General features: G+C 47.2%; 11 protein-coding genes. 7 read left to right on the top strand and 4 right to left on the bottom strand.

The features are described 5' to 3' along the window. Positions 1-42 precede the first annotated feature (42 nt). Together J2Z37_RS10205 and J2Z37_RS10200 are read right to left on the bottom strand one after the other, a co-directional pair. The gene (locus J2Z37_RS10205; RefSeq protein WP_209810159.1) at positions 43-3,120 is read right to left on the bottom strand and encodes an efflux RND transporter permease subunit; all 3,078 of its coding nucleotides are present in this window, start codon (positions 3,118-3,120) and stop codon (positions 43-45) included. Further along, the gene (locus J2Z37_RS10200) at positions 3,120-4,502 is read right to left on the bottom strand and encodes an efflux RND transporter periplasmic adaptor subunit (RefSeq protein ID WP_209810158.1); all 1,383 of its coding nucleotides are present in this window, start codon (positions 4,500-4,502) and stop codon (positions 3,120-3,122) included. The genes J2Z37_RS10205 and J2Z37_RS10200 overlap by 1 nt, the downstream gene beginning before the upstream one ends. Before the next feature lie 282 nt (positions 4,503-4,784). On the opposite strand from J2Z37_RS10200, the gene J2Z37_RS10195 reads away from it, so the two are divergent. From J2Z37_RS10195 to J2Z37_RS10185, 3 genes are all read left to right on the top strand, one after another. Then, positions 4,785-5,354 carry a DeoR family transcriptional regulator gene (locus J2Z37_RS10195; RefSeq protein ID WP_209810157.1) on the top strand — a complete coding sequence of 190 codons (570 nt, stop codon included), beginning with the start codon at positions 4,785-4,787 and terminating at the stop codon, positions 5,352-5,354. Continuing rightward, entirely contained in the window at positions 5,347-6,927 is a 1,581-nt protein-coding gene (locus J2Z37_RS10190) for a copper resistance CopC/CopD family protein (protein ID WP_209810156.1), read from the top strand. The genes J2Z37_RS10195 and J2Z37_RS10190 overlap by 8 nt, the downstream gene beginning before the upstream one ends. Before the next feature lie 108 nt (positions 6,928-7,035). Next, a complete protein-coding gene (locus tag J2Z37_RS10185) occupies positions 7,036-7,611 on the top strand; it encodes a DUF1775 domain-containing protein (protein ID WP_342453810.1) in 576 nt (191 codons plus the stop codon). Between the two features lie 401 nt (positions 7,612-8,012). On the opposite strand, the gene allB is transcribed toward J2Z37_RS10185, so the two are convergent. Together allB and J2Z37_RS10175 are read right to left on the bottom strand one after the other, a co-directional pair. After that, entirely contained in the window at positions 8,013-9,410 is a 1,398-nt protein-coding gene (gene allB, locus J2Z37_RS10180; RefSeq protein ID WP_209810154.1) for an allantoinase AllB, read from the bottom strand. 370 nt (positions 9,411-9,780) lie between these two features. Further along, on the bottom strand, positions 9,781-10,398 hold the full coding sequence (locus J2Z37_RS10175) for a LysE family translocator (protein WP_209810153.1): 618 nt from the start codon (positions 10,396-10,398) through the stop codon (positions 9,781-9,783). Between the two features lie 222 nt (positions 10,399-10,620). On the opposite strand from J2Z37_RS10175, the gene J2Z37_RS10170 reads away from it, so the two are divergent. The 4 genes from J2Z37_RS10170 to J2Z37_RS10155 all read left to right on the top strand — a co-directional run bounded on the left by J2Z37_RS10170 (position 10,621) and on the right by J2Z37_RS10155 (position 15,136). Beyond that, positions 10,621-11,769, top strand: a complete 1,149-nt coding sequence (locus tag J2Z37_RS10170; protein ID WP_209810152.1) for an iron-containing alcohol dehydrogenase — start codon at positions 10,621-10,623, stop codon at positions 11,767-11,769. Positions 11,770-11,783: 14 nt separating this feature from the next. After that, positions 11,784-13,211, top strand: coding sequence for an NAD-dependent succinate-semialdehyde dehydrogenase (locus J2Z37_RS10165; RefSeq protein WP_209810151.1), 1,428 nt, complete (start codon positions 11,784-11,786; stop codon positions 13,209-13,211). Between the two features lie 64 nt (positions 13,212-13,275). Beyond that, entirely contained in the window at positions 13,276-14,370 is a 1,095-nt protein-coding gene (locus tag J2Z37_RS10160) for a C-terminal binding protein (RefSeq protein ID WP_209810150.1), read from the top strand. Positions 14,371-14,485: 115 nt separating this feature from the next. After that, positions 14,486-15,136 (top strand): GntR family transcriptional regulator, encoded by a 651-nt coding sequence (locus tag J2Z37_RS10155; protein ID WP_209810149.1) that lies wholly within the window; start codon positions 14,486-14,488, stop codon positions 15,134-15,136. The last annotated feature ends 28 nt before the right edge of the window (positions 15,137-15,164 follow it).

Genomic DNA, 15,164 nt, shown 5'->3' with positions numbered 1-15,164 from the left:
ACGAAAAGGGAGTGATTCCCCTTCAGCATCAGCCGGTTTATCTTAAAAGTTCTGTGTTTGATCCGAAATCTGTGGGCTTCCACCATGCTTTCTACTCAACTTCCTTCGCACCCAAGCCCCAGCATCTTCAATAATCGTGTACATTACAGGGACAAAGAAGAGGGTGAACAGGGTTGACACAGATAACCCAAAGATCGTCACGATCCCGATCGGTTGCTGGGTTTCGCTGCCTTCACCTAATCCTAAGGCCAAGGGGAGCATCCCAAGAACGGTGGTCACGGTTGTCATGAGGATCGGTCTTAGCCGGCGGCTGCCTGCCCGGATAATGGCCTCGTTTCGCTCCATACCACGCTGCTTTAATTGATTGATATAATCCACCAAGATAATCGCGTTGTTGACGACGATCCCGGCGAGAATAATCATCCCGATAAAGGCGGGGAAGCTTAGCGTCAAACCTGTCGTTTTAATCCCAAGGATGACTCCAACAACTGTCGTAGGCAAGGAGAACATCACGATAAAGGGATGGATAAACGATTCGAACTGTACTGCCATCACCGTATAGACGAGGAATATAGCCAAACCAACGGTCAGCAATAGGCTGTTGAGTGATTCATTGAACTCCTGGCGTACCCCGCCTAAAGTTACTTCATATCCGGTAGGGATGGGGAGCTGGGCGATCAACTGGTTGATTTGTCGAGTGACCTCGGCGGCATTTGCCCCTTCGGCAAAGTCGGCTGTCATCGTGTACATCTGACGCTGATTTTCCCTCTGGATGGAAACCGGCCCTTTCGTTTCCTCAATACTAGCCAAAGTGGTCAAGGTGATATGCTGGCCGGATGGTGTTTCCAGCAAAAATCCCTGCAGGTCCGCAAGGCTGTCCGATTCCGCTTCAGGTAAACGAACCACCACATCATATTCCTTTCCATCTTGAACAAGGTTAATGGCAGACAATCCCTTGAAAACAACACTTAATTGATCCATGATTTGGCCTTGTGTCAATCCGTAATGGGCTGCAATCGCATCGTTAACCCGAATCGTAAATTGCGGTTGTCCATTAATGCTAGGAACCTCAACATTTTCAATTTGCGGTAGTCGTGCGAGCTGCAAGTCGAGCTGTTCAAGTAAAGTGTTTAGTACCTCTTGATCTGGACCGGCAAGACTTATCTGTAAAGCTGAACCCGAACCACCCGCTGAGCGGAAAGAACGACCCGCTGTAAAGTTTGCGCCAATAATGTTTTCCTTGAAATCTTTTTGAATCATGGCAGACAAGGAAGCAGGGGACATCTTACTTTCCTTTTCACTCACTAATTGCAGAGAAATGCTAATTTGCGTAGAGCGAATATTTGTCTGCTGCAATTTAATATAATCCTTATATTTGGTAAGGATCTGTTCTGCTTGGTCTGCATAAGCAGTAATCTGTGAAAACTCCGTCCCCTCGTCGAATCGAGCAGAAATGTTTACTCTTTGTTCTTGTGAGCGGGGGAAGGTTTCGACATCCAAAGTGGTAAAGAAGAAACAACTTCCCACGGATGCTAGAATCACAAAAAGGACCACCAGTCCGCGATATTTTAAACCTCGTTTTAATAGACGATCATAAATCCGAATTAAAAACCGAATCCAAGCTGGATCCTCATACAATTTTTCGTTCTTCGCGCTGCTCAGCATTTTTGAGGTGACCATCGGCACAAAGGTGACCGCCACAACCAGGGAAGTGGCTAAGGAGAAAGAAACAACGATCGCAAGCGGAAGAAACAGACTGGTAATATCGCCATTATTGATTAACATCAACGGTAGAAATACAACGAGAGTTGTCGTTGTCGAAGCAATAACCGCAGAAACCAGTTCCGAGCCGCCTTTAATGGCAGCTTCTTTGGGACTAGCACCATCCTGCTTGTACTTTATAATATTTTCTAATATAACAATGGAGCTATCGACCATCATCCCAATCCCCAGGGCGAGTCCAGAAAGGGTGATGACATTTAAGGTTTGCCCAGAAAAGCGAATCAGAATGAAGGTGGCAATGATCGAAACGGGGATCGAAATCCCAATGACCAAAGTCGCCCGTAAATTGCGTAAGAAAAAGAGAAGAACGAAGATGGCAAAGGTTCCACCAATTAATATACTTCGGGTTACACCATCCAGTGCGGTGCGAATAAACGTGGATTGATCGTTCACCACAATCAATTGAAGTCCATCCCCAAGCTCCTGTTTTAAATCTTCCATCGTTTGATAGATTTGGTCGGCGACCTGCACGGTATTGCTGCCCGATTGCTTAGAGATTGAGAATAACACCCCGGGCTTTTGATTAATTCGGGTTATTGAGGTCACTTCGCTCTCCGTATTCGTTATGTCCGCCACATCATCAACAGTAATGGTTTGCCCGCCCTCTAACTGAATGGTGGTGCCAGCAATCTGATCGAGGGAAGTATATTCTCCGTCCACGCGGATTTGAATCTCTTCATCCCCTTTTGGAACGGAGCCGACTGTATTTGCCGTATGTTTGTTGCGGATGGCACTCGCGACATCGCTTGCTGTTAAATGGTATTGCTTTAACAGTAACGGATCAAGAGTGACTCGCAGCTCTGCGGATCTGCCCCCATCAACGGTGACCCCGGCTACCCCAGAGATTCGTTCAAAGTTAGGTGTGATATCATTGGCGAGCTTCTCTAAGCTGGCAACGTCTTTTCCAACCAATCCCAACGTCATGATCGGCATACTATTGATGTCAAACTGTGCCACCGTGGGCGTGTCCATGCCATCTGGCAATGTTCTGCTCATTCGTGACATGCGCTGTTGTAATTCCGAAATTGCCTTGTCAAAATCAACCGAACCGTCAAAGGTCACGCGTATTCGTGCAGACCCTGTGCTTGTGGTTGAGACGATTTCCTTGACACCACTTAAGGAAGCTATCTGACTTTCCAATGGCTTGGTCACCATCCGCTCCATATCCTGAGGGGCGGTATTATCATACGTAGCGAATACGCTGGCGACCGGATTTTCGATTTCGGGATACAAATCAACCGGGATGTCGCGCAAAGTCACAGCACCTACCAGCAAGAGGCAGATGACGAGCATGATGACCCCTACTGGCCGTTGTACCGATGTCTTAATGATGTTCATTACTTGCCACCTCCGGGCGTGGAACCCGACTCATTGGTTTTGGCAGAGGGCCTTTGATCCCCTTGGCCCTGCTGTCCGCGCCTGGACCGGTCCCCCTGATCAGAGGAGGGGGTAGCAGCTGGTTTTTGTCCAGGTAGCAGCACGTTCATGCCATCTGAAAGCAATTTGTGTCCATTGACAACGAGTGCTGCACCTTCTTCAAGTTCCCCTTTGACAGCGGTTTTATCTGTCTGAGAGTTTATAGTTTCTACCTTTTTTTGCACGGCTTTTCCGTCCGTAGCGATATAGACATAAGAGGTATCGCCCTTCTGCAAAATAGCTCGCGTTGGGACAATCAGCTCATTCTTAACAAGGGTTTCGGTAAAGTTCAATTCCACGACTTCCCCGCTGGCTAGTCCCATTTGATTCGCTGTCAACTGAAGATCTACATCAAAAAGCCCATTTTCATTCGCCGCGCCACTTACAAAAACCACCTTCGCAGTGAATGGCTTATCCTGTCTCGTGGATTTGACCTGGACCTCTTTTCCCATAGGCAATAGCCCTTTTTGGTCGGCGGTCACCGCAGTCGTAATCTTCAAGTTTTCATGATCGGAAATGGTTAACAAAGCTTGCTGGCCAGAAACCTCTTCGCCAACGGTATAATTAATCGCAATCACTTCACCCGAAATAGGGGCAGTAATAACACCGTCATCCGCGATGTCCTGAGACTCTTTTAATGTTTCTTGCAGACCAATTTCAGCTTTTTTAATATTAAGCTCGGCTTCATCAATGGAAAGCTGGGCTTTTTCTTTCCCCGTTTTTATCGAGGAGGCCTCTTCTTCATATGATATTCTTGCCTCGGCTTCTGCCTTTTTCGATTGATCGAGCTCATCTAAGGAGACTGCACCGTGTTCATATAACGTTTGATTATTTTGGAGCGTTTTTTTGGCATTATCCCAGTTAAGTTTAAGTTTCTCAAGGGAACTCTGCCTTTGTTCCGTTTCCTTTTTGGCAATGAGCGCACTCTGAAGCTGCTGTTTCGCACCTTCCACCCCGATTCTTGCTGTCAAAATCGCTTCTTGTGTATCCGAGATATCCACAGTGGCTAACTTCTGCCCTTGCTGGACAATATCCCCTTTTTGCACATGTAGTGATAGAAGTTTTCCAGATACGTTAGAAACCACATCACTTTGGTACTCTGCCATGACATTTCCAAAGATCTTTTTCGTAACCGTTAAATCACCCTTCGCCACGGTTTCCACCTCAACCGCAACGGCTTGCTGGGCACTGGCCATTTGCCCTTGCCTTAGTGCACCATTCGGTCCGCCTTGTGAGGGGGCAGATGAGCACCCAGCAACCATTAAAAAGGCCATAGATAGTAGCAATCCTTGTTTACTCTTCATTTATGTATGAATCCCCCTAAAAATATAGATTAGAGTGTTTGTACAATCTGATGCCTCTTTCATTATAAGGAAGAACAATGAAAAATTGGTGAAATTTGTTCCCGACAGCAAAATATATTTTTGTTCATTCATGAGTGCTGTTAGAATTCAACAAAAGGTGGGCTTGTGTCACCAATTTTTCACATTTTATACGTTGATCTGTTTAGGTGTTTGAAGTATGGTTAAGACTGATGAAAGGATGTTTGGTTTTGTGAAAGTGTAACAGAGGGGGTGAAGCAAGGAATGCAGCGAAATGAACGACAGGAGAAGATTATGGAATTAGTTCGGAAGAAACAAACCCTGAAGATCATTGAGCTCAGTCAGTTATTTGGTGTTTCTGAGATGACGATTCATCGCGATGTGAAACCCCTTATTGAGCAGGGGGTGGTGATGAAAACCTTCGGTGGGATCGCCCTTGCAGCAAAAGAAAAGGGAGAGGGTGATGAATGTGTCATCTGTTATCGTAAAATTCAAGATCGGCTTTCCTATCGTCTTATTTTATCGAATAACCAGGTGGAATCCGCTTGTTGTGCCCACTGCGGGTTGATTCGACATGCCCAGCGTGGAAATCAGGTGGTCCAAGCGCTTTGCTATGATTTTCTCACACATACGACGATTAGCTCCCTTCACGCTTGGTTTGTCGTAGACACCTCCTTTGATCTACGCTGCTGTCAGCCGCAGGCTCTCCCTTTTGGATCGCGAAAAGAGGCCGAGCAATTTGTGAAAGGATTTGGAGGGCGTGTCTTATCTTTTGAGGAAGCACTTGAAGCGTTACAAGGGAAAAAAGAAAAGGGGCATAGCTGTCATGAATAAAGGGTGGAGAAAAGGGTGTGGCACGTTGTTCCTGATCTTGATTTTTCTTTTATCCTTTGCACCCGGTGTGTTTGCCCACGCTGTTCTGAACGAGGCCACCCCTCCTTTAAACAGCCAGCTATCCACTGCACCGAAGGAAATTCGCTATGTGTTTAATGAACGGATTGAAAGTAAGCTTTATTATATCCGAATCTATGATGACCAAGGGGAATTGGTCCCGACGGAAGAGGCAAAGCTGAGCAAGGATCAAAAAGAGATTACCTTGCAGCTCCCTCAAATGGCGCAGGGGATCTATACGATTACGTATCATGTCCTTTCCGGGGATGGGCATTCGATCAAACAATCCTCAGTCTTATCGATAGGGACTTACCAGCAGCCAAATACCTGGTATATGGGACAGATCTCGAACAGCAGCCATCATGAAGGGATCTCTGTTGACCGGATTTTCTATTATATTAGCTTTCTCTTTTTAAGCGGTTGGGTTTTTTGGGGAATGTTCCTCCCATTTTCATCGGATCAGGCTAGGAAGATCTATCAAATTTGGTTAAAAAGGTTACTCAACTTTTATTTGCTGATGTTGATTACCACAGGATTCCTGCAGATGAACAGCTCTTTAAGCGGATGGGGGCCGGGAGAAATTTACGAGCTACTGTTCCATTCATTGTTCGGCTGGACCTGGCTAGGCTCGTTGGTGTTAGGCTTGTTGGGCTATCTTGTCTTGCCGCGTTGGAAGTGGCTGGGCGCGCTGTGGATTGTGTTATGGATGATCGCCGAGGGAGTGAGTGGCCACGCAATTACCTTTACTCCGGAGCTACTGAACGTTGTGATCGATGTGGTGCATTTGTTGGCGGCAACTGTTTGGGTCGGTGGACTGTTTGTAGTGATCATCTTTTGGAAGAAGGAAAGGGAAGAGTTGGTTAGCCGGTTCCTCCCTGTGTTTAGTAGGGCGGCATTGGTCAGCATAGTGTTGATGATCCTTACGGGGGTCTTCCTAGCCTCGATGTTTCTGCCGAAGTGGAAGTACCTGTGGGAAACAACATGGGGCATCTTCTTGCTATTGAAGGTTCTGCTTGTGTTGGTAGTGTTGTTTACGGCCAGCTTGATTCGGGCAAAAATGGGGAAAGGCCAAGTTGGAGATGGGCTTTGGACTTCCCTTCGCGTTGATTTTTCGGCAATGCTCGGGATTCTTGCGATTGTCGGGATTATCACCTATGTCAATCCCGTGCCCACCAACGAACCGCTTTACTGGCATGAGATGGGCAATCTGCAGCACGTTACCACCCAGATCACGCCAAAAGCCCCCGGGGACAATCAGTTCTCGGTTAGTGTGGCGATCACGAAGGAAAGGACCACAGTGAAAAGGGTAGAGGTCTTCTTGAAAAGCAGAGATCAAGAAATGGCCCCGATTGAAGTGCCTGTTGAGGAAGTAGCGGAAAATGGGGCTGCCGGGGAAAGTCAATTCATGGTAAAAGGCCCATATCTGCCTTTTGCTGGGGATTGGACCATTGAAGTACGGATTTTAGATTCCAACGATGATGAAAAAGTCTATTCCAAAGACTTTACAGTCTATTAACTTTTGAAAGGAAGGCATATATTCATGAAAAAAAGTTTGAGAGTCATTTTATCAACCGTTGCTGTAGTTTTTCTGTTTGCAAACATCGCCGCAGCACATGTCACGGTCTTGCCGAAACAAACGACGCAGGGAACCTATGAAGTCTTCACCGTGCGCGTACCGTCAGAAGAGGACGTGCCAACGGTGAAAGTGGAAGTAAAGGTACCAGATGGCGTTAATGTCTCGCGTCTGGAGCCAAAGTCAGAATGGAATTATGAGTTGACCAAGGATGACACGGGAAAGATTACGGCGATCACTTGGACCACAACTGGGAAGGGCTTGGGTGCTACCGAGTTCGGTGAATTTAAGATGCAGGGAAAAGTGGCGGATGATGCCACTGAATTAGTCTGGAAAGCCTATCAAACATACGAAGATGGATTGCTCGTCGAGTGGGTTGGTACAGAAGGATCCGATAAACCTGCCTCGGTGACGTTGGTGGCGGCAGGAACGGGTGATGCCCACGGGCACGGTGGTGGCGCTGGCGACACGGCTCAGGGTGAGCCTGCTGGTGAGCAAGCTGACCAAGGCGAGCAGGGGACAGAAGCTGCCGCTTCGTCGTCTGCACCATATGGCATGTCGATTGCGGCCCTTGCGTTAAGCGCGGTTGCATTGGTTATGGCGATGAGAAAAAGGGGAGGCCGTTAGGCCTCTTTTTTTGGGGGAGCGGTGGGAAGGAGGGATAACGGAAAAATGTTCCGCTATTCTTAGGAATTATTCGGGAATCGCCAAAATAACGGAAAACTTTTCCGTTAAGGGTTGCTTTGGGTTGTATGTAAACGATTTCAGGATCAGATAAGGGAAAAGTTTTCCGTTATTTCTCTGAAATCGACTCTGAAAAAAGAAATAGCGGAAAAATCTTCCGCTATTTCAATAAGGTAGACTTAGAGCCCACGAAACCCGGGGAAAGGTGCTAAATCCACTTAAATTGGTAGGGGTTGGCTCCTCACCAAGGGCCCTATCCCTTCTGATCAGGGGAAACATCCCGGCTCCCACCACACTGACTCAATGGGAGAATGGCTATAGGTCTCCACAAGCCACCGCTGACCCTACTTCGCCGGCGATAGCACCACTTGCCCAATCGGCCCTGACACGATCTCCCCATCTTTCATCACAGTATGTCCACGAACGATGGTTCCCACTGGGTAGCCGGTTACTTCCACCCCATCGAAACCGCTATTTTGCGAACGGCTGTGCAAGTTCTCTCTTTTGATTACGACACGCTTACCCATATCGACAATTGTAAAATCAGCATCCGTCCCAACCGCAAGGGAGCCTTTCTGCGGGTATATCCCATACTGCTTGGCTGGATTTTCCGAACATAAGGCAACCACTTGCTGCAGTGTCAATCGACCCTCGGAAACAGCATTCAGCAGCATCGGCACCATCGTTTCCACGCCGACCATCCCAGCAGGGATCTCCCAGAGGTCTCCATTTTTTTCTTCCAAAGTATGTGGTGCGTGATCGGAACAGATAATAGATAGCACGCCATCCTGCAGCCCTTTCCAAATCCGTTCCTGATCCGCGCGGTACTTGATTGGCGGATAAATTTTCATCATGGGACCGATTCGTTCAAAATCTTCGTTAGACAAAAAGAGGTATTGTGGACAGGTTTCCGCTGTAATCGGCAACCCTTCTCTTTGTGCTTGTTCGATCACATCGACAGACCCCCCAGCGCTGACATGAAGGATATGCAGCCTTGCGCCCGTTGCTCGGGCAAAATGAATCCCGGTCGAAACGGTCACGGTTTCTGCTAAAGGAGGACGTCCTTCCAATAATGCCTCATAATCCCGGCGTCCACTCGCCAACACTTTTTCCGTCAACGATTGGATTAAGTCATTGTTCTCCGCATGGATGGCGAAGATCTTTCCTGTTTTCGCCACTTCCTCAAACATCAGGTAAACCTCTCCATCGTGAAGAGGAGGGATTACATCAGGCATCCCTGGGGTATAATTATAGGCCAACTCGTAAGTTTTGCTGTTGATCGCATAGCCCCAAAAAAACTTAAACCCGATCACACCCGCTTCATTTAAGCTTTGCAGCTTGTCCAGGTTGAGCTTCCCAAGGCAGATCGCCCACAAACCAAAGTCTACATGGGCTTTCGCCGACAAATTTTCCACCTGGGCATGGAAGTTTTCCACGTTGTTGATTGTGCGCTTTGTGTTTGGCATTTCGAACACCGTGGTAATCCCGCCAGCCGCCGCAGCCATCGTGGAAGTAGAAAAATCCTCTTTATACGTTGGACCCGGGTCACGGGAGTGGATGTGGGTATCCATTAAACCAGGGAGGACGTAGCGACCTTTTGCATCGGTCACCTCCGCAGCCTCGCCTTCCAAAGGTTCTTTGGAGATCGCCGCAATTTTTCCATCTTTTATGTAGACATCTGCTTCAAACATGTTTTGTGGGGTAACAAGTGTACCGCCGCGTATAATATGATCCCATTTCATTTTATTGGTTTCCGCCTTTCTGGTTATATGATTTTTGTGCGTCGACTATGGCTGTCGAAAATAGGGGGAGTATTGTGCCTGTCGATTGATTGTGATATAACCGGAGAATTTCCGCTTATCTTCAGGGAAGTTGCGTAGAATACGATTTTAATCAGTCTAACCGGAAAAACTCCGCTTATTTTAGTCCGAATTTCGCTTTTAGACCGATTAACCGGAATTTCTCCGCTTATCGAAACAGCCCTTTCCACTTTCCACAAGCAATCGACAGACCTAGGCCTATATACTTTTCAATAAGGGGGGCTCCCCCTATTCGTGCGGGAGGCCGATCCCTTTTTAGCCCATTATTCCACCAACTCAGGAGAAAAACAAATCAGCCCTTCTCCTGCAAAACCAACTGCAAGCCCAAGCCAATGTAAATCGCTCCAACCGCCTTATCCTGCCAGCCCATAAACCGCGGGCGAGACGTAAGCCACTTTCCCAAGCTCCCGGCCAACACCGCGAGCAAAGAAGTATAGAGGATACTCATCAAAACGAAGACCAGTCCAAGCGTCACTAGTTGAACGGCAACTGAACCTTGATCAAGCCGGACGAATTGAGGAAGGAAGGCGAGGAAGAAGAGGGCAGTTTTCGGATTCAGCAGTTCGATAACCACCGCTTGGCGAAAAGCCTGAGCCGAAGAAATTGGCCTAACCTCCGGCAGCCCGTGCCCCTCTGATCCCTTCCGACTCCACAACATCCTAACTCCTAAATAAACGAGATAAGCCGCCCCAAGATATTTGATCATTTCAAAGACAAGTGCAGAGGTCATAATCAAGGCCGAGATCCCCAGTGTCAAAGCAATCGTATGCAGCAGATCACCGACCGCGATGCCAACCCCCGTCCAGATCCCAACCCGTCGCCCACCAGAAACACTTCGTGCAACAGTCAGCGTCACCGCAGGACCTGGGATCAGAAACAAAGCCAAGACAACCAATATAAAAGTGAGCACCTCGTCCCGCCTGCCCCTCCCTTTTTTCTCCTATTTTACCATGAAAAAATCACCAACCACCTACAATATTTCTACCGCTCTAACCAAAAAATAATATTCTTAAAACACAAATGATTGTACAAATTTATAAAATGCGTTATGATACTAATATATTAGATATTACTAAACAAGTTAGAAGCATCATGATTGTCACAAAACTAGAGTAAAGGGATGGAAAAGGGTATGATTTCTAACTTCATTTGTCCAACAGAAATCTTTTTAGGCGCTGGCTCGCTTAAGCAGATCAAGGCGATCATTCAGCAAGAGCAATTCCGCAGAGCGATGATTGTCACCGATAAAGGGGTTCTCAATGCTGGGCTGATTCAACCCATTATGGATGAACTTGCAGAAGTGAATTGTGAAGCAAGCGTATTCGATGGGGTGGAGCCCAATCCTACGGACATTGTCGTGAATCAGGCATTTGTCGCTTTGACCAACGAACGGCCAGATCTGTTGATCGCAGTTGGCGGAGGAAGCTCGATGGATACAGCAAAGGCAATCGGGATTCTAGCAACAAATGGTGGAGACATCATTGATTTCAGAGGAGTTGGTAAGGTAAAAGAGCCGATTCTTCCTGTCATAGCGATCCCAACCACAGCTGGAACCGGCAGTGAAGTGACAACGGTTACAGTAATCACAGACACTAAGATGAAGCTGAAATATTCCGTTGGAGGACGGAACGTTGCAGCTCGTTGGGCACTTGTCGATCCTGAATTAACCTTAACGGTGCCGCCGCATGTTACCGCTGCCACAGGTGTGGATGCCTTAACACATGCAATTGAGGCTTTTACATCAAAGATGTCTTACTCTGTGACAGATTCCTTAGCCAAAGAATCGATTCGCATGATCGCAGAAAACCTTCGTACAGCGGTCTATCAAGGAAATAACTTGGAAGCTCGTTCGAAAATGCTGGAAGGCAGCCTGATCGCTGGTCTTGCATTTAACAATGCCAAACTGGGATTATGCCATGCCCTTTGTAATCCGCTAGGAGCCCATTTTAATGTGCCGCACGGTGTGGCCAATGCCATTCTTTTACCACATTCCACCCGATTCAATCTGCCTGCACGGACAGCGAAGTATGCTGAAGTGGCCAAGTTGATGGGAGAATCTACAGAAGGCTTGTCACTAAGCGAAGCCGCAGAAAAAGCAGTCACCGCGATTGAACGTCTGATCAAAGATGTAAACGTTCCCGCGAAGCTTTCTCTGGTAGGCGTTACGGAAGACTTCTTGCCGCGGATGGTGGAGGAGTGCGCAGATAACCCGTTGGTTAGCATCAACCCACGCACAGCAACAAAAGATGATCTACTTCAAATTTATAAAAACGCATTCTAAGGAGGAGTAAATACATGTATATTAACGGAAAATGGATCGAAAAAGGAATTGGCGAAGTTGTTGTAAAGAACCCTGCTACAGGTGAAGTTGTTGGAACTGTTCCAAAACTAGGAAAAGAACAAATCGAAGAAGCGATTAATGCAGCAGATGAAGCATTCAAAACGTGGTCTCAGCTACCTGCGATCCAGCGCAGCAACTATCTTTATCGTGTTGCAGAAATCATGCGTGAAAGAAAAGAAGATTTAGCTCGCATTGGTACCCTTGAAATGGGGAAATCCTTAATCGACATGCGCGGTGAAGTACAGGCTGCGATTGATTATGTACAATGGTATGCAGAAGAAGGTCGTCGCGTATACGGTGAAACGATTCCGTCTAATGCAGCAAACAAGCGCGTATCTGTTTTGAAGCAACCAATTGGTGTTGTGGGTGCGATCACTCCTTGGAACTTCCCTGTTTCCATGATCACTCGTAAAATCGCTCCAGCAATCGCTGTGGGATGTACCGTTGTTGTGAAGCCTGCAAGCCAATCGCCGCTTTCGGCTAAATTGATTTTTGAAATCTTCGAGCAAGCGGAAATCCCTGCAGGGGTTGTCAACTTGATTCAAGGAGATGCAGGGCTTGTATCTCAAACATTGCTGCAAAGTCCAAAAGTGAAAAAGCTTAGCTTCACTGGATCTACCGAAGTAGGGAAGAAGTTAATTGCAGGTTCAGCAGACACCGTTACCAAGCTTTCTTTGGAACTTGGCGGACACGCTCCTTACATCGTATTTGAAGATGCCAATATCGATCTTGCAGTTGACAGCCTTGTTGCTGGTAAATTCCGCTGCGCGGGACAAACTTGCGTATGTATGAACCGTGTCTATGTTCATGAGTCCATCGTGGAAGAATTCAGCAACAAGTTGGTAGAAAAAGTAGCTCAATTAAAAGTTGGAAATGGTTTGGATCCAAACACCAGTGTTGGTCCTTTGGTTGATATGAAAGGCGTACAAAAATCAGAGGAACATGTTCAAGACGCTGTGTCCAAGGGTGCAAAAGTATTAGTCGGTGGAAAGCGCCCAACTGCTCCAGAGCTTGCTAATGGTTCCTTCTATGAGCCAACCGTTCTTGGTGGCGTAAACGAATCGATGTTGATTTCTTATGAAGAAACATTTGGACCAGTGGCTCCAATCATTACTTTTAAATCCGAAGAAGAAGTGGTTGAGAAAGCCAACAACACGCCTTACGGACTTGCTGCTTATTTCTATACCAATGATATATCCCGCAGCCACCGCGTCTCTGAGCAATTGCAATTCGGTATTGTAGGTGTGAACGATTCGCTTCCAATCCATGCAGCAGTTCCGTTCGGCGGTATCAAGGAAAGCGGATATGGAAAAGAAGGCGGACACCACGGAATGAAGGAATATCTCATTGAAAAGTTGGTTTCTGTACGCATTGGTGACTAGTGTTTTTTAGGTTTATTTAGCGGGGGTTCAAACCCCTACTGAATAAACTTAAAGCCCCCGGCGGATGCCACAGATTTTCAAAGGTGGTTTTTCGAGCCAGCTCGAAAAAATCTGGGCGCAAATACGCCTGGGGGTATTTGATCGAGGTGAAGAAATGGCGAAAAAATATAAGGTAATCATCACAGATTATGACTTCGGAAATATCGACGTAGAAACAAACGTATTAAAGGATGCTCTAGGGGATGCGGTCGAGGTTGTCGGTTTGAATGCGAAAAGTGAAGAAGAGCTGATCGGCCCTGCAAAAGATGCAGACGCGCTGATTGTCCAGTATTCACATGTCGGCCGCCGCATCATCGAAGAAATGCAAAAAGGAAAAATCATCGCCCGCTATGGCTCCGGTGTGGATATTGTCGATGTGGAAGCCGCTTCAGAACGCGGGATTATGGTGACCAACGTGCCGGATTATTGCCACCAAGAGGTCGCAGATCACGCTGTCACACTGCTGCTTACCTTGATTAAAAAAATTAAAGTTTATGATAACAGGGTACGGACAGGCGAGTGGAGATGGCAATCAGCGAAACCCATCTATCGGATGCAGGGAAAATCAGTGGGGATTGTTGGTTTCGGACGGATCGGGATGGAAATTGCGAAAAGAGTCCAAGGGTTTGGCATCAAACCCTTGGTCTACACTCCCCGGATGACGCCGGAGAGGGCCAAGGAGTATCAAGTCGAATCCGTATCCTTCGAAACGCTCTTACGGGAGAGTGACTATATCATTCTGCAGGCTCCATTAACCTCGGAAACGTTGCACTTGCTAAGTGATCGTGAATTTGCGATGATGAAGGATCAGGTGATCCTCGTCAATACCGCACGGGGGCCGATGATCGATGAAGCGGCATTGATTCGAGCACTGGAAAGCGGTAAAGTAGCTGGAGCGGGTCTCGATGATATTGAAGAGGAACCAGCCAAACGCCGCGATTGGAAACCGGATTCAAAGCTGTTCAATTTTGAAAATGTGATCGTCACGCCACACGCTGCCTATTATTCCGAGGAATCCATTATCGAATCCCGGCGCAGGGCTGCTGAAGAGGTGGCACGGGTGTTAAAAGGGGAAGCTCCACATCACCTGGTGAATCAAGCGACGATCCATAGCAAGTAGACTTCGGGGAATCTGATTTTTGCGGCTCGGGATGAGAGAGTATAAGTTAGTTAAACGAATAATGAAATTCGGTCCCATAACAAAAGATTTAAACACATAGGCGGTGGAACGAAAAATGGAATCAGGTTTTGACAATTTATGTCTCAACGACCGAGTCTATTTATATCTTCGTGATCAGATTATCCAAAATAAATTAAAGCCGGGAACGCGGATCCATTACGATGATTTCACCCAGAAGCTAGGGGTTAGTCGGACGCCTCTGCGTGATGCCCTAAACCTACTGCAACAGCAGGGGTTAGTGGAGGTCAAACCGCGTTCCGGTTCCTTTGTTGCCACACCAAAAGTCAAGGACATCGAGGACATCTACGATGTACGAAAGCCCTTGGAATGCCAAGCGATTCGGCTTGCAGCGAAACATATTCCAAAGGTGCGTATTCAAGCGCTGCTGTTGGAGGCAGAGGAAGCGGAGAAGGCCCTGAAAAATGGGGACGTTGAACCATTCTTCGAGGCAGACCGGCACCTTCATGATACGATTATTACTTATTCGAATAACAGTCGGTTAATCTCCATCATGGAGACCTTGTCGTCACAGATCAAGTGGTTTGGGGTGCTCAACACGACCAACTTTGATCGCCCATTTCAGGCTAATGAACAGCATAAGGAAATCCTCAAAGCCCTAGAAAAAGGGGATATAGGTGCGGCAGTAGAAAGCATGGGAAGACATATTGAAGAGATTAAGGAATGCATTATTGCGGATTTTTCATAAGGTGGGACCTGGGGTCCTGCCTTTTCCT

This window comes from Ammoniphilus resinae (assembly GCF_017873965.1).
GTDB classification, from domain to species: domain Bacteria; phylum Bacillota; class Bacilli; order Aneurinibacillales; family RAOX-1; genus Ammoniphilus_A; species Ammoniphilus_A resinae.
This window is presented reverse-complemented; position numbering and strand designations above follow the sequence as displayed.

Bases quoted from the DNA above. Each gene is read 5' to 3' on its own strand.
- J2Z37_RS10205 (WP_209810159.1), bottom strand. From the start codon at position 3,120: ATGAACATCATTAAGACATCGGTACAACGGCCAGTAGGGGTCATCATG.
- J2Z37_RS10200 (WP_209810158.1), bottom strand. From the start codon at position 4,502: ATGAAGAGTAAACAAGGATTGCTACTATCTATGGCCTTTTTAATGGTT.
- J2Z37_RS10195 (WP_209810157.1), top strand. From the start codon at position 4,785: ATGCAGCGAAATGAACGACAGGAGAAGATTATGGAATTAGTTCGGAAG.
- J2Z37_RS10190 (WP_209810156.1), top strand. From the start codon at position 5,347: ATGAATAAAGGGTGGAGAAAAGGGTGTGGCACGTTGTTCCTGATCTTG.
- allB (WP_209810154.1), bottom strand. From the start codon at position 9,410: ATGAAATGGGATCATATTATACGCGGCGGTACACTTGTTACCCCACAA.
- J2Z37_RS10170 (WP_209810152.1), top strand. From the start codon at position 10,621: ATGATTTCTAACTTCATTTGTCCAACAGAAATCTTTTTAGGCGCTGGC.
- J2Z37_RS10165 (WP_209810151.1), top strand. From the start codon at position 11,784: ATGTATATTAACGGAAAATGGATCGAAAAAGGAATTGGCGAAGTTGTT.
- J2Z37_RS10160 (WP_209810150.1), top strand. From the start codon at position 13,276: ATGCCACAGATTTTCAAAGGTGGTTTTTCGAGCCAGCTCGAAAAAATC.
- J2Z37_RS10155 (WP_209810149.1), top strand. From the start codon at position 14,486: ATGGAATCAGGTTTTGACAATTTATGTCTCAACGACCGAGTCTATTTA.